Source organism: Streptomyces coacervatus (genome assembly GCF_029223485.1).
Lineage (GTDB): Bacteria > Actinomycetota > Actinomycetes > Streptomycetales > Streptomycetaceae > Streptomyces > Streptomyces coacervatus.
This window is the reverse complement of sequence record NZ_JARHTP010000045.1, coordinates 1-16,191: the sequence shown is the minus strand read 5'-3', so window position 1 is coordinate 16,191 and position 16,191 is coordinate 1. Positions and strand designations below refer to the sequence as shown.

General features: G+C 68.0%; 19 protein-coding genes, 1 tRNA gene and 1 pseudogene. 12 read left to right on the top strand and 9 right to left on the bottom strand.

Translation table 11 applies throughout. The features are described from left to right. Nucleotides 1-126, top strand: a 126-nt coding sequence (locus tag P2Q00_RS50225) for a biotin/lipoyl-containing protein (RefSeq protein WP_275781788.1), incomplete at its 5' end; no start/stop codon positions are given. Nucleotides 127-134: 8 nt separating this feature from the next. Further along, a complete protein-coding gene (locus P2Q00_RS50220) occupies nt 135-1,085 on the top strand; it encodes an alpha/beta hydrolase (RefSeq protein WP_275781787.1) in 951 nt (316 codons plus the stop codon). A gap of 512 nt (nt 1,086-1,597) precedes the next feature. On the opposite strand, the gene P2Q00_RS50215 is transcribed toward P2Q00_RS50220, so the two are convergent. Further along, nucleotides 1,598-2,098 (bottom strand): hypothetical protein, encoded by a 501-nt coding sequence (locus P2Q00_RS50215; protein ID WP_275781786.1) that lies wholly within the window; start codon nt 2,096-2,098, stop codon nt 1,598-1,600. Nucleotides 2,099-2,328: 230 nt separating this feature from the next. Between P2Q00_RS50215 and P2Q00_RS50210 the strand changes: the two genes are divergently transcribed. After that, a complete protein-coding gene (locus P2Q00_RS50210) occupies nt 2,329-2,886 on the top strand; it encodes a hypothetical protein (RefSeq protein ID WP_275781785.1) in 558 nt (185 codons plus the stop codon). 274 nt (nt 2,887-3,160) lie between these two features. Here P2Q00_RS50210 and P2Q00_RS50205 read toward each other — a convergent pair. After that, nucleotides 3,161-3,234, bottom strand: a tRNA-Pro gene (locus tag P2Q00_RS50205). Between the two features lie 100 nt (nt 3,235-3,334). Between P2Q00_RS50205 and P2Q00_RS50200 the strand changes: the two genes are divergently transcribed. The 4 genes from P2Q00_RS50200 (at nt 3,335) to P2Q00_RS50185 (ending at nt 7,449) form a co-directional block, all read left to right on the top strand. After that, complete coding sequence (locus P2Q00_RS50200; protein WP_275781784.1) at nt 3,335-3,877, top strand: DUF309 domain-containing protein; 543 nt, start codon at nt 3,335-3,337, stop codon at nt 3,875-3,877. Between the two features lie 105 nt (nt 3,878-3,982). Next, nucleotides 3,983-4,756, top strand: a complete 774-nt coding sequence (gene cobF / locus P2Q00_RS50195) for a precorrin-6A synthase (deacetylating) (RefSeq protein WP_275781783.1) — start codon at nt 3,983-3,985, stop codon at nt 4,754-4,756. 82 nt (nt 4,757-4,838) lie between these two features. Next, a complete protein-coding gene (locus P2Q00_RS50190) occupies nt 4,839-6,920 on the top strand; it encodes an MDR family MFS transporter (protein WP_275781781.1) in 2,082 nt (693 codons plus the stop codon). Nucleotides 6,921-6,963: 43 nt separating this feature from the next. Next, nucleotides 6,964-7,449 (top strand): hypothetical protein, encoded by a 486-nt coding sequence (locus P2Q00_RS50185; RefSeq protein WP_275781780.1) that lies wholly within the window; start codon nt 6,964-6,966, stop codon nt 7,447-7,449. Here P2Q00_RS50185 and P2Q00_RS50180 read toward each other — a convergent pair. The 4 genes from P2Q00_RS50180 to rpmG form a co-directional block, all read right to left on the bottom strand. After that, nucleotides 7,436-8,182: a cobalt-precorrin-6A reductase gene (locus tag P2Q00_RS50180; RefSeq protein WP_275781779.1), complete on the bottom strand. Its 747-nt coding sequence runs from the start codon at nt 8,180-8,182 to the stop codon at nt 7,436-7,438. The genes P2Q00_RS50185 and P2Q00_RS50180 overlap by 14 nt on opposite strands. A gap of 100 nt (nt 8,183-8,282) precedes the next feature. Next, nucleotides 8,283-8,405 (bottom strand): type B 50S ribosomal protein L36, encoded by a 123-nt coding sequence (gene ykgO, locus P2Q00_RS50175; protein WP_030935932.1) that lies wholly within the window; start codon nt 8,403-8,405, stop codon nt 8,283-8,285. 35 nt (nt 8,406-8,440) lie between these two features. Further along, a complete protein-coding gene (locus tag P2Q00_RS50170) occupies nt 8,441-8,701 on the bottom strand; it encodes a type B 50S ribosomal protein L31 (protein ID WP_275781777.1) in 261 nt (86 codons plus the stop codon). Nucleotides 8,702-8,773: 72 nt separating this feature from the next. Further along, nucleotides 8,774-8,938: a 50S ribosomal protein L33 gene (gene rpmG, locus P2Q00_RS50165; protein WP_275781776.1), complete on the bottom strand. Its 165-nt coding sequence runs from the start codon at nt 8,936-8,938 to the stop codon at nt 8,774-8,776. 158 nt (nt 8,939-9,096) lie between these two features. Here rpmG and P2Q00_RS50160 point away from each other — a divergent pair, with 158 nt between their 5' ends. Next, nucleotides 9,097-9,906, top strand: a complete 810-nt coding sequence (locus P2Q00_RS50160) for an HAD-IIA family hydrolase (RefSeq protein ID WP_275781774.1) — start codon at nt 9,097-9,099, stop codon at nt 9,904-9,906. On the opposite strand, the gene P2Q00_RS50155 is transcribed toward P2Q00_RS50160, so the two are convergent. Beyond that, nucleotides 9,903-10,676 carry a sulfite exporter TauE/SafE family protein gene (locus P2Q00_RS50155; protein WP_275781772.1) on the bottom strand — a complete coding sequence of 258 codons (774 nt, stop codon included), beginning with the start codon at nt 10,674-10,676 and terminating at the stop codon, nt 9,903-9,905. The two genes, P2Q00_RS50160 and P2Q00_RS50155, sit on opposite strands and share 4 nt — an antisense overlap. A 345-nt stretch (nt 10,677-11,021) precedes the next feature. Next, complete coding sequence (locus P2Q00_RS50150; protein WP_275781770.1) at nt 11,022-12,209, bottom strand: thiolase family protein; 1,188 nt, start codon at nt 12,207-12,209, stop codon at nt 11,022-11,024. A gap of 156 nt (nt 12,210-12,365) precedes the next feature. On the opposite strand from P2Q00_RS50150, the gene P2Q00_RS50145 reads away from it, so the two are divergent. Both P2Q00_RS50145 and P2Q00_RS50140 read left to right on the top strand, forming a co-directional pair. After that, nucleotides 12,366-13,184, top strand: a complete 819-nt coding sequence (locus P2Q00_RS50145) for an alpha/beta hydrolase (protein WP_275781769.1) — start codon at nt 12,366-12,368, stop codon at nt 13,182-13,184. A 517-nt stretch (nt 13,185-13,701) separates the two neighbouring features. Next, nucleotides 13,702-14,343 (top strand): DUF6082 family protein, encoded by a 642-nt coding sequence (locus P2Q00_RS50140; protein ID WP_275781767.1) that lies wholly within the window; start codon nt 13,702-13,704, stop codon nt 14,341-14,343. 254 nt (nt 14,344-14,597) lie between these two features. Here the strand turns inward: P2Q00_RS50140 and P2Q00_RS50135 are convergent, their stop codons facing one another. Then, entirely contained in the window at nt 14,598-15,194 is a 597-nt protein-coding gene (locus tag P2Q00_RS50135; protein ID WP_275781766.1) for a chloramphenicol phosphotransferase CPT family protein, read from the bottom strand. Nucleotides 15,195-15,311: 117 nt separating this feature from the next. On the opposite strand from P2Q00_RS50135, the gene P2Q00_RS50130 reads away from it, so the two are divergent. Both P2Q00_RS50130 and P2Q00_RS50125 read left to right on the top strand, forming a co-directional pair. Next, nucleotides 15,312-15,602: a hypothetical protein gene (locus tag P2Q00_RS50130; RefSeq protein WP_275781765.1), complete on the top strand. Its 291-nt coding sequence runs from the start codon at nt 15,312-15,314 to the stop codon at nt 15,600-15,602. Nucleotides 15,603-15,693: 91 nt separating this feature from the next. Next, nucleotides 15,694-16,082: pseudogene (locus P2Q00_RS50125) on the top strand (transposase); the annotation flags it as partial. Nucleotides 16,083-16,191 lie beyond the last annotated feature (109 nt).

The window sequence follows — 16,191 nt, the reverse complement described above, 5'->3', positions numbered from 1 at the left end:
GTCCTGGAGGCCATGAAGATGGAACAGCCCCTCAACGCCCACAAGTCCGGCACCATCAAGGGCCTGGGCGCCGAGGTCGGCGCCTCCATCAGCTCCGGCGCCGCGATCTGCGAGATCAAGGACTGACCGTGTCCATGAGCGAGCGATTCACCCCCGCCCCCGTCTCGCCGCACGTGCGCGAGATCACCGTGGACGCCGACGGCATCCCACTGTCCGGCCTGCTGAGCGAGCCATCGCACACCCCGCCGCGGGCGGTCGTGGTGGCACTCCACGGCGGCGGTATGCGAGCCGGCTACTTCCACGGACGGGCCCACCCCAGCCTGTCCCTACTGACCCTCGGCGCCACCCTCGGCTTCACCGTGCTGGCCCTCGACCGCCCCGGCTACGGCACGTCGGCAACCCTCCTCCCCGCCGGCCGGACGCTGGCGGAACAGTCACTGACACTGCACACGGCACTCGACAGCTTCGCCCGCCAAAACCATGTCGGAGCAGGCTTCTTCCTGGTGGCTCACTCCTACGGCGGCAAGCTCGCGCTGACGGCTGCCGCCGACGGCCTCGGGGACCGTTTCCTCGGCCTGGACATCTCCGGCTGTGGACACCAGTACGCCGTCGGCACGCAGGACTTGCCCCGCCTGCACAGCCTCGCCACCCGGCGACTGAGCTGGGGCCCACTGCACCTGTATCCGCCGAACACCTTCGCCGCCAGCCGCTGCATCCTGTCCCCCATGCCCGAACGGGAGTGGAGCGAGGCGGCGGCCTGGCCGAGTCATTTCCCCGAAGTCGCCCGTCGCGTACGGGTTCCGGTGCGGCTCACTTTCGCGGAGCACGAAGCGTGGTGGCGGCACGACGACGAGGCCCTGGCGACGATGACGGACCTGCTGAGCAAGGCACGGGTCATCGTCGACCGCCAGCCGCACGCCGGCCACAACATCAGCCTCGGCTGGGCAGCACGCCCGTATCACCTGCGGGCCCTCGTCTTTCTCGAGGAGTGCCTCTGCATCGCAGAAACGACGCAGAAACGACCAGGTGAGAGCGCGGGACCGGCAACGGATCACGGATCGGACGGGTGGTCCCACGAGACTTGAGGAAGAGGCCGACGGATTCAACACCGCCCCGAACCGGACCATCGCCGACCACCTCCGGCAGTGCGCTGCACCGGGACGACGTCCGCCTCACCGAACGGGTTCTGTACGTTCGACGCACACTCTCCGCGGTCGCCAACAACCAGCTGGTCATCACCACGATCCGTTCACCGGCTGGCCTTCGGCTACGACCACCAGCCCTCCAGGAACGAGAAAAGCCGCCCTCCCACAAACGAGAGAACGGCCTCCGACCTGCAACAAAGCTGGTCGGGACGACAGGATTTGAACCTGCGATCCCTTGCCCCCCAGAAACTGACGCCCAAGTCAGGGCGTCCATACAGTCCAGGGAATCCGGCAAACGTCCAGGTCAGGGGCCCCGTTCTCGTGTTGCTGTGACCTGGTCTGTGAGAAACGTGTCAGACGGCCCGTCCCTAATATATGGGGGGTCTGTCGGGCTCACCAGCCGGATTATCGCCTACGGTCTGAGTGCTACAGGGTAGGCCTTCCGCGGAATCTCAAGCCCGTCGAGGCGCTGGTGGTTGCAGGTCGCGCCGCATCAACTGCTGAAGGACCTCAAGCCCAGCGAAAAACGGCTGCACGGCCTGCTGATACTCGGCCGAGTCCGCCGTAACTGGCTCCGAGGCGAGCATGTCTCGAATCAAGCGAAGCTGATCATAAACTGCGATTGCCGCCTGGTAGATGTGATCGGGAGCAATGATCGCCAGCTCCCGACTAACGGACTTGGCGTCAGAGTGGTGCGGATCGTCAAAGTAGGCATGGTAGGCCTGATGGACGATATTTTGACGAACAGTGACCGATTGGTCACGGAAAGCTACTGCCGCCATACGCCCATGAGCCTGTGCTAACGCAACTAGGAAGCGGGCGTAAACGATCCGCTTGGTCTCACTCCAGCGATGATCAAGCTCCCGCCGAGAGCGCACCACGTCAGTTATCAGCGTCGTCGCGATTCCAAATACAGCCCCGAGCGCGGCGACCGCTAGAGTCCCCCACTGCACAGCTGAAGGTTATAGGGGTCCTCAAGCTCGCGGTCTAGTACCTAAGTTACAGATGTTGATCTCTATCGTCGCCAGAGGTCACCAAAGCCTCGTAGACACGCGGCGGTCGAGTCGTCGATTCCTTGATCGACAAGGCGCGTAGCGCTCGCCTTAGTGGATCTAAATGACCTCCAGACGTGACCATGTTTCTGCCCTTGCCAGGGCTTCCTTGGCCTTGAGACCATCCCTGTATGACGGCAAACATGCTTGCTGCTGTAGCGATAGCTATTTCGCTCGTGTCGTTCGTCATAAACTTCCGGTTCTCCAGCGCGGCTGACCGTAGGGGCAGAATGCCCGTCCTCGTGATGAAACGCTTGCCACGTGACGAGGCGGGAGCCAACCACGTTCTTCTCACCAATGTGGGAAACGGCCCAGCATTGAATATCATCTTCGGCCTGGCTGAGAAGATCAAGGGCGCAGGATCCAAACAGCTACGAAAGGGCGTTGGTGAGCGCTGGTTCAGTCCACTTCATCTATTCCCCATCCCGCCCGGAGGAGAGCTAGACGTAGCTCATCCAGAAACGAGCAGCCTTTTGGGGGTGACCTATACGGATGCGCTGGGAAACCCTTATACGATGAAGACGAGCCAATACGGAACGTTTGTCTTTGAAGGGCGGCACCTCCCTGAAGCATGGCCCATGGATGAGGTTCCACCGATGTGGGAAAAACCACCTTCTAAGCGGCCCTGGCTTCGAACGACTCCCGATGGACGCGCGCTGGAACGGGAAGAGCGCTCGGGTACGGAATAACGCCCGTTGGCGACGCTACTCCCGACCATGCCTGCGGTGGGGGACCCTCTTGCTGCGCAATCGCTTGGAGGGCCGCTCCTGCCAAACGCGTGTACGTCCACCCCGACCCGCAGAGTCTCAAGGCAGGCTCGGAGAAGCTGGGCGAGCTGCTCGGCTAGAGAAGATCATACGGGTCTGTGAGAAATTGTGAGACGAGAGCCTAGAAACGATCAAGGGCCTCGTCTCACATGATGTGATCCAAGGCCCTGACCTGCGACTACGGAGAGAACTCCAGTCGGGACGACAGGATTTGAACCTGCGACCCCTTGACCCCCAGTCAAGTGCGCTACCAAGCTGCGCCACGTCCCGGTGCGCTTCCCGCGGTGAACCGCGTGATCGCGCGGACAGCACTTTACCCCACGTGCGGGGTGGTGCCGAAGCGGGCCGGGGGCGCGGGACAATCGGGCGTATGGGCAGTACGGGACGCAGGAGCAGCGCGTCGTCAGGCCGGGTGGCCGGGGCGCGGGACCGGGACGGCGAGGGGCGGGCGCGCAATGCCCGGCCGCGGGACGGGCTCGGGCGGCCGCTGCCGTACGGCGCGGACGGGGTGGCTCGGCAGCCCGAGGGGGTCATGCGTGCTCCGGAGCAGACCGTCGCCGAGGCGCAGGAGCTGCTGGATGCGGGCAGACCCTTCCATGCGCACGAGGTGTTCGAGGACGCCTGGAAGTCGGGGCCGGAGGCGGAGCGGGAGCTGTGGCGGGGCCTGGCGCAGGTTGCCGTCGGGCTCACGCATGCGGCCCGGGGGAATGTCACGGGCGGCGCCCGGCTGCTGCGGCGAGGTGCCGGGGCCGTGGAGCAGTGGGCAGCGGAGTCGGGGCGGCAGCGGCCGTACGGGATGGATCTGGTGGGGCTCGTCGCCTGGGGGCGTGAGCTGGCGGACGACGTGGAGGGCGGGGGCGGGGTTGTCGACGCCGCGGCGCGGGCGCCGCGGCTGCGCGGGCAGGCCCCGTAGGAGATGAGGATGCGCGAGCGGAACGCGTAGGACCTGCGGCCGCCCGTACCCGCTCGGTAGGGACGCGGTGTACGGACTGTCAGTGGTGTGCGGCAGACTCGGGGGGTGCGAAAGATTCATGTCATCGGTATCGGCGCGGGCGACCCCGACCAGCTCACCCTGCAGGCGGTCAGGGCGCTGCGGAGCACGGACGTGTTCTTCATTCTCGAGAAGGGTGAGGTGAAGGACGACCTCACTCGGCTGCGCCGGGACATGCTCGATGCGCACATACCGCAGGGGTCGTCGTATCGGGTGGTCGAGGCGCGGGATCCGGAGCGGGACCGCAAGGCGGGCGGCGCGGCCTACTCCCCCGCCGTCGGGGACTGGCGCAGCGCCCGTGCCGACATCTATGAGCGGCTGATCGCCGGGGAGCTGGGCGAGGACGAGAGCGGCGCGTTCCTGGTGTGGGGGGATCCGGCGTTGTACGACAGCACGATCGGGATTCTGGAGGAGGTGCGGGAGCGGGGGGCTGTCAGCTTCGAGTACGACGTCGTGCCCGGCGTCAGTAGCGTGTCCGCGCTTGTCGCGCGGCATCGTACGGGGCTGAACCGGGTGGCCCGGCCCGTCCAGATCACCACCGGGCGGCGGCTCGCCGAGGGCTTCCCGGAGGGGGTGGACGACGTGGTCGTGATGCTGGACGCCCACCAGACCTTCCGGCAGTACGCCGACGAGGACATCGACATCTACTGGGGCGCCTACATCGGTACGCCGGACGAGATACTCGTCTCCGGGCCGATCGGTGAGGCCGCACCGCGGATCGAGCGGCTGCGGGCCGAGGCCCGCGAGCGCAAGGGGTGGATCATGGACACGTATCTGCTGCGCCGCAACCCCAAGGAGTAGCTCGCGGAAGCGGTGACGCCTGCACCACCCGGGCGGACGGGTCCCGCATGCGCCGGTAGCCCACCGGTGTGATCGTGACCTCGTGACAGTGACCGAGGACGCCGCCCCGCCTGCCGCCGCACCGCAGCCGCCCGTGCTGGACCCGCGCCGCCGCAATGTCGTCTTCGTGACGATCATGCTCGGGATGCTGCTCGCCGCCCTCGACCAGACGATCGTCGGCACGGCACTGCCGACGATCGTGTCCGACCTGGGCGGTGCCGCGCACATGTCGTGGGTGGTGACCTCGTATCTGCTCGCGGAGACCGTGTCGACCGTACTGGTGGGCAAGTTCGGCGACCTGTTCGGCCGCAAGGTGGTCTTCCAGGTGTCGGCGATCGTGTTCATCACAGGCTCGTTCCTGTGCGGTCTGGCCACGAACATGTCGCTGCTGATCGCGTGGCGGGCGATGCAGGGCGTCGGCGCGGGCGGGCTCATGGTCACCGCGATGGCGCTGATCGCCGATGTCATTCCGTTGCGGGAGCGGGGCAAGTACCAGGGCGCGATCGGGGCGGTGTTCGGGGTGGCCACCGTCATCGGGCCGCTGCTGGGCGGGCTGTTCACCGACCATCTGACCTGGCGCTGGGCCTTCTACGTCAACGTGCCGATCGCGATCGTCGTCGTCGCCGCGGCCGCCCGCACCATCCCGGTGGTGAAGTCGGCGTCCCGGCCTGTCATCGACTACCTCGGCATCGCGCTCGTCGCGGTCGGGGCAAGTTCCCTGATCCTGGCGACCAGTTGGGGCGGCAACGAGTACGCGTGGGGCTCGGGCGTCATCATCGGTCTGTTCGTCGGGGGCGTGATCGCGCTGGGGCTGTTCTGCTGGGCCGAGACCCGGGCGCGCGAACCGATGCTGCCCATGCGGCTGTTCACCAACCCGGTGTTCACGGTCTGCTCCGTCCTCAGCTTCATCGTCGGCTTCGCGATGCTCGGCGCGATGACCTACCTGCCGAGCTATCTGCAGTACGTCGACGGCGACTCCGCCACCGTCTCCGGCGTACGGACGCTGCCGATGGTGATCGGCCTGCTGATCGCGTCGGTGTTCAGCGGCAATGTGGTCAGCAAGACCGGCCAGTACCGGTTCTTCCCCGTCGTCGGCTCTCTGGTGATGGGCCTCGGCCTGTATCTGATGTCGCTCATGGGGCCGGGGACGGGTGCCTGGCTGGAGTCGCTGTACATGTTCGTGCTCGGCACCGGCATCGGGCTGAGCATGCAGGTCCTGACGATCGCCGTGCAGAACACCGTCGACTACGCAGACCTCGGCACCGCGACCTCGGGCGTCACCTTCTTCCGTACGCTGGGCAGTTCGTTCGGCACCGCGGTGTTCGGCACGATCTACACCAACGCCCTCAAGCCCAACCTCACGGACGGGATCGCGGCCGCCGCGAAGAGCAGCGCCGTGCCCCCGGCGGTCCTCACCAAGGCGGCGACCAGCCCGGAAGGACTGCACAAGCTGCCGTCCGGTGTCGCCGCCCCGATCATCGACGCCTACGCCGACACCATCCAGACCGTGTTCCTGTGGACCGTGCCGGTCGCGGCCGTCGGCTTCGTGGTCTCGCTGTTCCTCAAGCAGGTCGAGCTGCGCGACAGCGCCCGCAAGGGCTCCACCGACATGGGCGAGGGCTTCGCGTCACCGCACGGCGCGGACTCGCAACGACTGCTCGAAGCGGCCGTGGGGAAGATCATCGGCAGTACGGATCTGGACACCGTGCGCCGGATCATGGCGGAGTCCGACACCCGGCTCGACATCGCCGGTGCCTGGGCCGTGATGCAGGTCGAGCTGATGACCCGGATGGTGGGCCACGCCAGCCTGGGCATGATCGCCGCCCGTCGGCACATGCCGCCGGAGGTACTGCTGCCGGTCTACGACCGCATGGTCGAGGAGGGCTATCTGACCCGCGACGGCTATCTGGTCTCCCACACGGAGGCGGGTGAGCGGGAGGCCGCCGTGATCGGCCAAGCGTGGGGCAGGTGGCTGGAGGCACGGGTCCAGGAGGACGTGGGCCGCCCCACCGGAACGGACCTGCGTGCGGCAGTGGACACCATCGCCAAGCGCCTCCTGGTCGAGGACCTGAGCACCGGTCTGCCCCAGCGGTCGCGGGAACCGGTCACCGCTACCGCCGCCTGAAAAAGGGGTGCTTCGCGAGGCGGGTGCTCGCCATACTCGCCTCATGTCTCCCGCACCCGTCCGCTTCCGCGACACCCGCCGGACGGCGTACGACTTCTCCGGGTCCGCCCTGGTGCGCTGTCCCCGCTGCGACCGCGTCGCCCACTTCGAGCGGCGCCATGGCCGGACGGCGGACGCCCGGGGCCGGACGTACCCGGAACGGCGTCTGGTGTGCCGCTCCTGCGGCCTGTCCCGCATCGACACCGGACCGCACTGCGCGACGCGGCGGCCCGGGCAGAGATGCGGTCGGCCGGCCCTGTGGCTGCGGGCGGAGACCAGACACGGTGAGCTGTGGGCCTACAACCTCGAACACCTCGACCTGATCAGGCGGTTCGTCGCCGCCGAGCTGCGGGAGCGGGCGCCCTGGTACGACACCGGGCAGAAGATGACGCTGGTCGCGAGGCTGCCCGCCTGGATCAAGGGCGCCAAGAACCGCGCCGAGGTGCTGTCCGCGATCGACCGGCTGCGAGCGTCGGTCACGACCGGCTGAGACCCAGCCGGGCGAGGGCCTGCGGCACGTCGGGGACGGCGGTCACGCCCTGCGGCAACGGCGGCCTTCGTACGACCACGACCGGCAGCCGCAGGCCGCGGGCGGCCGTGAGCTTGGCGGCTGTCGCCTCTCCTCCGCTGTCCTTCGTCACCACGACGTCGACCAGGTACTCGCGCAGCAGCTTCGTCTCGTCGTCCACCGTGAACGGGCCGCGTGCCAGCAGCACTTCCGTGTGCGGCGGCATCGGCGGCTCGGGGGGCTCCACGGACCGTACGACGAAGTGACGGTCCGTCAGGTGGGTGAAGGCGGACAGGCCCATGCGTCCGGTGGTCAGGAAGACGCGGGGGCCGAAGCGTGGCAGCAGGTCCGCCGCCGCGGCGAGAGACGGGACGCTGTGCCAGCGGTCCTCGGGGCCGGGCTGCCAGCCCGGCCGGCGCAGCACGACCGCCGGGACGCCGGTCGCCGACGCGGCCTGGGCCGCGTTCGCCGTGATCGCCTCGGCGAAGGGGTGCGTGGCGTCCACAAGGGCGTCCACGCGCTGTTCGCGGAGCCAGTCGGCCAGCCCTTCCGCCCCGCCGAAGCCTCCGACGCGTACGTCCCCCGCCAGCACCCCCGGCCGTGTCACCCGCCCCGCGAGCGAGGTCGTGACGCGCACGCCGGGATGCGCCGCGAGCGCGGCGGCCAGTTCGCGGGCCTCGGTGGTGCCGCCGAGGATCAGGACGTGGGGGGACATGGGTGCGAGCGTACGAGGTCGGCGGCGGACGCTGTTGCGGGGGATGCGGGACGGCCGCCCGGTGGCGACACCGGGCGGCCGTGTTGTGTACGTGCCGTCGTCAGCCCTGGCGGGCCTTGAAGCGGGGATCTTTCTTGTTGATCACGTAGACCACGCCCCGTCGGCGGACCACCTGGGCGCCGGGCTTGGACTTCAGTGAGCGCAGGGACTTGCGTACCTTCATGGTTCTGGTCTCCTCGGGTAGCGCGCGGGACCGTGTCAGTGACGGGTCGCCGTGGAGCGGCCGTAGCGGCGCTCGAAGCGCTCCACCCGGCCGGCGGTGTCCACGACCCGCGACCTGCCCGTGTAGAAGGGGTGGGACGCCGAGGAGATCTCGACATCGATCACGGGATAGGTGTTGCCGTCCGCCCACTCGATCGTCTTCGACGAGTCGGTGGTGGAGCGGGTCAGGAACTTGACGTCCGCGGTGCGGTCGCGGAAAACCACGTACCGGGATTCGGGATGGATGCGGGCCTTCATGGGATTTCCTTTCCGGGGCCGCGGGTCGGAGGCTGGTTCCTCGGGATCTCGGCCCCGTCGTCGCGGGCTGCTTCAGCGCTCCTCGCGGAACTCGACGTGCGCGCCCGCCACGGGGTCGTACTTGCGCAGGACGAGCCGGTCGGGGTCGCTGTGCCGGTTCTTGCGGGTCACGTAGGTGACGCCGGTCCCGGCCGTCGACTTCAGCCTGACGACGGGGCGTGCGGTGCTGCGTGCCATGAGGTCCTCCCTTCACCCACGCCACGGATCTGAGATTTGATCCGCGCATGTCAATCAATCGCATCCGGTCCAACAACACCCCCCGCCGCCGCATTCCCGGGTTCCGCAAGCGTGTCGTCCGCGGGTGTCGTCAGCGGGTGCGCGGTTATCGTCCAGGCATGGAGTCAGTGCGTGCCGTGCTCATCGACATCGACGGGGTGCTCACCGTCTCGTGGGAGCCGTTGCCGGGGTCGGTCGAGGCGTTGCGGGAGATCCGGGAGGCGGGGTTCGGGGTCGCGCTGGTCACCAACACGACGTCGCGGACCCGGGCGTCGATCGCCGGGACCCTGCGGGAGGCGGGGTTCGCGGTCGACGCGGAGGACATCCTGACCGCGCCCGTCGCCACCGCCGCGTATCTCGCCGAGCACTTTCCGGGGGCGCGGTGCGTGCTGCTGAACAGCGGGGACATTCGGGAGGATCTCGAGGGCGTCACCCTCCTTGCCCCCGATGACACCAAGAGCGTGCCGGACGTCGTGATCGTCGGGGGCGCGGGGCCGGAGTTCGACTACGCCGCACTCAACCGGGCCTTCGGGTATCTGCAGCGCGGGGCGCGGCTGGTGGCCGTACACCGGAATCTTTACTGGCGTACGGACGCCGGGCTGCAGCTGGACTCCGGGGCGTTCCTGGTGGGGCTGGAGCAGGCGGCCCGGGCCGAGGCGGAGGTGACCGGAAAGCCGTCGGCGGCGTTCTTCGAGGCGGCGCTGGCCCGGCTGGGGGTCGGGGCGGGTGAGGCGCTGATGGTCGGGGACGACATCGAGTCCGATGTGCTGGCGGCGCAGCGGGCCGGGATCACCGGGGTGCTGGTGAAGACCGGGAAATATCTGCCTGAGACGCATCGGGATGCGACGGGTACGCCCGATCACGTCATCGAGTCCTTCGCGGATCTGCCGGCGCTGCTGCGGGGCTCGGCGGTGCAGGAGCTCGGCTAACGCAGCAGCAGCTGCAGACCGCCCACGATCGTCGCGGCGATCACGAGTTGCTCGAAAAGTCGCTGGTTGATTCGGTTCACAGCCCATTTGCCGAACAACGCACCGGGCACGACGAACACCGCGAGTGCGGCGTCAAGGAGCAGCGAGCGTCCGTCGATCAGGCCGAGGCCGGCACTGAAGGGCACCTTCGACACGTTCACGATCAGGAAGAAGAACGCCGACGTCCCCAGGAAGCCGAGCTTCCGGAAGCCCGCCGACAGCAGGTACATCGACATCACCGGGCCGCCCGCGTTGGCGACCATCGTGGTGAAGCCGCCGAGGACGCCGTACAAGCGGGCCTTGACCCGGCCCGAGCGAGTGGTGACCGAGTCCGGGTCCTCCTCGGCCTCCGCCGTACGCCGCCGCCACAGCGTCACGCCCGCCATGAGCAGCAGGATCGCGCCGATCGACGTCCGTACGATGCCGTCGTCGGCCCACACCAGGAACAGCGTGCCGAAGACGACACCCGCCGCGACCGCCGGGAACAGCCGCCACAGGGTGGGCCAGTGGGCGTGCCGGCGGTAGGTGAGGACGGCGAGGATGTCGCCGGCGATCAGGACGGGCAGGAGTACGCCGGTGGAGGCGCGGGCGGGCAGGACCGCCGCGAAGATGGCGAGGCTCACCGTGTTCGCCCCGCTAACGGCGGTCTTGGAGAAGCCGACGAGGAGGGCTGCGAAGGCGAGGGCGGCGAACTCCCAGCCGGTTATGTGCCAGAGCGTCATCGTGTTCATGCGGGGACCGATGCTATGTGCAGCCAACGGGGCGTGTAAGTACCGTCTCGCTGGATGGCACCCGGCGTTGGTGTCGCCCTCTGGGGGCTGCCTTCTTTGGGACGGGTGCTTCGGCCCTTAAGGGGCCTCGTCCTCAAACGCCGGACGGGCTGAAGTGCCCGGACCGGCGTCGAGAAGTGCCGTCTCACGCCCACCCACAAGTGCCGTCTCGCCCCTCCACAAGCGCTGTCTCGCGCCCACCCACCAGTGCCGTCCCACCCCTCCACCAGTGCCGTCTCGCGCCCACCCACCAGTGCCGTCCCACCCCTCCACCAGTGCCGTCTCGTGCCTCTCCACCAGCGCCGCCTAGTGCCTCTCCACCAGTACCGCGCTCCCCTGCCCGACCCCGACGCACATCGTCGCCAGCCCCCGCTCCGCCCCCGTCCTGCGCATCCGGTGCAGCAGCGTCGTAAGGATTCGCGCTCCGGAGCAGCCCAGCGGATGTCCCAGGGCGATCGCGCCGCCGCTCGGGTTGACCAGGTCGGGGTCGATGCCGAGCTGGTCCACGCAGGCGAGGGCCTGGGCCGCGAACGCCTCGTTGAACTCGGCCTCCTGGATGTCGGCGACGGTCCAGTCGGCACGGGCGAGGGCCTTGCGGGTGGCGGGCACCGGGCCGATGCCCATCACGTCGGGGTGGACGCCGGCCGAGGCTCCGGCGACGTAGCGGCCCAGTGACTCCAGGCCCAGCTCGCCCAGGGCCTCCTCGCTGACTAGGAGGAGGCCGGCGGCGCCGTCATTCATCGGGGAGGCGTTGCCCGCCGTGACCGTGCCTCCGGCGCGGAAGACCGGCTTCAGGCGCGCGAGTTTCTCGTACGACGTGTCCTCGCGGATGCATTCGTCGGCGTCGACGAGCACGCCGTCCGGGCGCTGGACCGGGAGGATTTCGTCGTCGAAGTGGCCGTTCTTGCGGGCGTCTGCGGCGCGTTGGTGGCTGCGCAGGGCGAATTCGTCCTGGCGTTCGCGGGGGATGCCGTAGCGAGTGGCGACCTCCTCCGCCGTTTCGCCCATGGACAGCAGGCCGTGGAGGTCCTTCATCGCCGGGTTGACCAGGCGCCAGCCGAGGCGGGTGTCGACGGTCTCGATGCGGTGCGGGAGGGCCTCGTCGGGGCGGGGCAGGACGAAGGGGGCGCGGCTCATCGACTCGGAGCCGCCCGCGAGGACGATGTCGGCCTCTCCGGCGGCGATGGCGCGGGCGGCCGTCGTGACCGCCTCCAGGCCGGAGGCGCACAGGCGGTTGACCGTTGCGCCGGGGACGGACTCGGGGAGGCCGGCCAGCAGGACGGCCATGCGGGCGACGTTGCGGTTGTCCTCGCCCGCCTGGTTGGCGGCGCCCCAGTAGACGTCGTCGATGCGCGCCGGTTCGAGGGTGGGGACGTCCATGACGAGGGCACGGATCACGTGCGCCGCGAGGTCGTCCGGGCGCACGGAGGACAGGGCTCCGCGCAGTTTGCCGATGGGGGTGCGGCGGGCGGCCGCGAAGTGGACGGGACGCACGACAGAACTCCTGAGCTACGGCGGCTGCACCCGGGTGGCAGCCACTTAATTAGCACCGCTAGTTTTGGACTATAGACCGCCGCGCGTCTCCCTGGGAAGATCGACGAAGATCTACGAAGATCGACGGGGACCTTCACCGATGCAGCTGGAGGAGAGATGGCCGACGCCCGCGAGTACGTCCTGAGCGGCACCCGGGGCACCGTGGCCGTACGCGAGTGGCCGCGGGAGCGGCCCCGGTATGTGGCGTTGGTGGTGCACGGATACGGCGAGCACGTCGGCCGATACGAGGAGGTGGCCGGCGTCCTCGTGACCCACGGTGCCGCCGTGTTCGGGCCCGACCACATGGGCCACGGCAGGTCGGCGGGCGAGCGGGTGCTGGTCGAGGACTTCGAGGACGTGGTCACCGACGTCCACGCCGTGGCCGACCTCGCCCGGTCCGCCCATCCGGACGCGCCCCTCGTGCTGATCGGGCACTCCATGGGCGGACTGATCGCGGCCCGCTACGCCCAGCGGTACGGCGACGTGCTGACCGCGCTGGTGCTGTCCGGGCCGGTGATCGGCGACTGGGAGCTGCCGCGGCGACTGCTCGCCCTCGACGAGATCCCCGACACCCCCATCAGTCCGGCCGCGCTCTCCCGGGACCCGGCGGTCGGGGCGGCCTACACGGCCGATCCGCTGGTCTGGCACGGTCCGATGAAGCGGCCGACCGTGGAGGCGTTCGCCCGGACGCTGGACACCGCCGCCAAGGGCGGCGACATCGGCCGGCTCCCACTGCTGTGGCTGCACGGCGACGACGACCGACTGGTCCCGCTCGCCGGGAGCCGTGTCGGCATCGAGCAGCTGAGCGGCGGCGGCCTGGGCAACCTCACCGAGAGGATCTACCCGGGCGCCCGGCACGAGGTGTTCAACGAGACGAACAAGGCCGAGGTCTTCGCGGATCTGACCCGGTTCCTGGACGGCGTACTCACAGGGTGAGACGGCGCCCTGGCGGCCCGGCACCGCGCCCTCATGGAGTGATCTTCTCGAGCCGTCGCTGATCGGGACGTAGGTGCATGCACTGGGAACGGTCAAGAGCGCCACCTGGTCGTGGACACGCGTCGACTGCTGCCTTCCGTCACTGTGACCGCGGCCGATGCCCACGACGCCGTCGCGGCGAAGGAGGTCCTCTGCTCCTGCGCCTCCTGCACCCCGAACTCGCCGTCGTGTGGGCTGACTCCGCCTGCGCGGGCACACTCGCGGGCTGGGCGAAGTCCCTCTCCGGGGTGACGATCAAGACCGTCAGGAGACCGAAGAGCGTCACCGACTGTGTGATCCTGCCGCGACGGATCGCCTCTGTCACCCTGATGACTCGCCAGCTCACTAGTCACCCCCGCCCGCCGCAAATGCAGCGATCCCACGGCCAGAGCCAGCACTGCAAGCAGGGTTAACAACCACCTTGCCGCTCCCGCGAGTGCCCGCGACGATGCGAGTCTGCCGCAACTCTGGGGGGGCGATGGGTGTTTTGCGCACACATTTGAAACGTTGGACCGGCTGGTCTCTGCTGGGCATCGCATTGATCGCGTTGGCCGCGGCAACTCCGTTCCTGCTGCGTCATGCGGCTCCGAGTCGCACGGACTGGGCGGAGCTCGCTGACGTCAGCCAGACTTATGCCGCCGTCTCGACCTTCTTCTCAGGTATCGCGCTCATAGGCGTTGTCGCATCCCTCGCCTACCAAGCCCGCCAAGTCCATAACGATCGAGAGGACGCCCAGCTGGCGGCACATCGCGAGCTGACGTTGCGCTTGCTTGACGACCCGGATCTCCTGGTGTGTTGGGGGCCACCTCCTCGCCCCATCCCAGTCAAGCGGGCCAAGCAGCACGCCTACGTCAACCTGATTGTCAGCTTTTGGCATGCCGACTACATCGTGGGCCGACTCAGCGAGGAGGTCGTTCGAGGCGCTGCGGCTCATCTGTTCCGGGGGGAGATCGGCCGCGAGTTCTGGGATATGCAGGGAGAGAATTGGAAGTCCACAGCAAGCACGCGAGGTCGGCGAAGTGAACGGTTCGTAGAACTTGTCGATGAAGGCTTTGTCCGGGCACGGGCGGCAGGACCGCCGATCCCGACATCCCTGTTCTACTTGTCTGATCCCGTCTAGTACTCCGGTCGTACTCCAACCGTTTGGATCGCGACCGGCCGTTGAGTCCGGCCCTCCACAGTCGCACAAAAGTGGGCGGATGGCACAAAATGGACCGGGGGGCGCAGGTCGCGCAGCTCGTGTCGTAGAGCATCGCCATGACCGGCAGGTTCCGGATTCGCCTCAGAGGGCATTAAGTCCGTTTCTGGTAGCGGCCTTTGCGGTCTGCACCTGGAAGGCATCTTTGTATAGTCGGCATGATGCGCCCTCACTCCCTACGCGGACCGCATGTGTCCCGACGTAGGTAGTTCGCGGTTGACCTCCAGATATCGTGCGCGAAGACGGCTGAAGGCGGTGGGCCTTGGCCTGCGCGATAGAAATTCCTTGATCAATTCGGCGCATTCACGCGGGCTTGCTGTGCTGGTATCGCATTCGACGTCGTAATCGCCATGCTGGTGGACCAGGTCATATTGCAGCGCCGCAAGTCCCGAGGGGCGATCGCCGCGCGCCTCTTCCCGGCGGGCCAGTTCGTCCAGTGAGCAGTGGACGCCCACGAACGCCACGTCCTGCGGGCGCAGTACGGTCAGGCAGTCGATCAGCCGCCACGGCTCGCTGAGAACATGGTCGACGATGACATCGTTACCCACCTCGGCCATGGCCGCGATCGAGCGATGGAAGCCCATCCTTGTCCGGCGCAGAGCGGTGTCGAGGTCATCCTGCGTGAGGTTCCGCTTCGTACGCATTGCATTGAAGCTGTCGACTGCCAAGTGGAAGAAGACACCGTCGTCCAGGACGTCGAGCAACTCCCGGGCAATGCTCGACTTCCCTGAACTGGAGGTGCCGTTGAGGAAGATGATCCGACCAGCCGCCATGCGGACATGATCACATGACGTCGCCCGACAGAGACGTTCGGAGCCCTCGCCAAGGTCCGCAACAGGACCTCAAGTCCGCTTCCGGTAGCGGCATCGTCCGGGTTGGGTGAGGGAGCCTTGTCGGGTGAGGCGTCCGAGGCGGCATCGGGTGACGTTCATGGACGGGTCGTCGGTGGGCATGCCGAGGAGTTCGTGCCGTTGACGGACCTTGAATGTCTGGTCGCGGTGCTGGTCGAAGGCGTTCACGATGGCCTGGCAGGCCGGGGTCGACTGGAGCGGATCGGCCTCACCTCCGTCTCCGGTCGGCGCGAGTTCGGCGATGACCTTCTGGGTAGTGGCCAGCTCTGCGCCTCACCCGCCAAGGCTTCCTCACCCAACCCGGACCCGCTACAAGAAACGGGCTTATAGAGCTCGTAACACAATCTTGTTCAAGTGCCCTGGTCGGGCGTGACCGTTGGGTGATTCGGCCGTTCGGAAAGGTGTGAGTACTCGACCGTGGATCGTGGACGACAACTTGTGGGCTCTGATCGAACCGCTGTTGCCGCCTTGGCCAGCGCGGTCACCCGGGCCTCGGCCGGTGGCGGACCGGCTGTGTCTGCAGGGCATCCTGTACGTGCTCCACAACGACATAGCCTGGCAATTGCTGCCCCTGGAGCTGGGGTTCGGCTCCGGGCAGACCTGCTGGCGCAGGCTTGAGCGGTGGCAGCAGGCCGGTGTCTTCGACCAGTTGCACCGGATCCTGCTCGCGGAACTCAACGCGGCAGGCGAACTCGACTGGTCCAGGGCGTGCGTGGACGGCTCTCACATCCGCGCGAAAAAGGGGGAGCCGACACCGGTCCGTCGCCGGTCGACCGGCGGAAGCCAGGCAGCAAACACCATCTAATGGTGAGTCACGGGGTCGGTGAAGCCTGAAACACCACGGGGTCCCGAGCCCTCAGATCAGACGGGCTCACCGTCCCCGCCCCTGGATTCGAACAGCGGGCACCGAGCAAGTGGT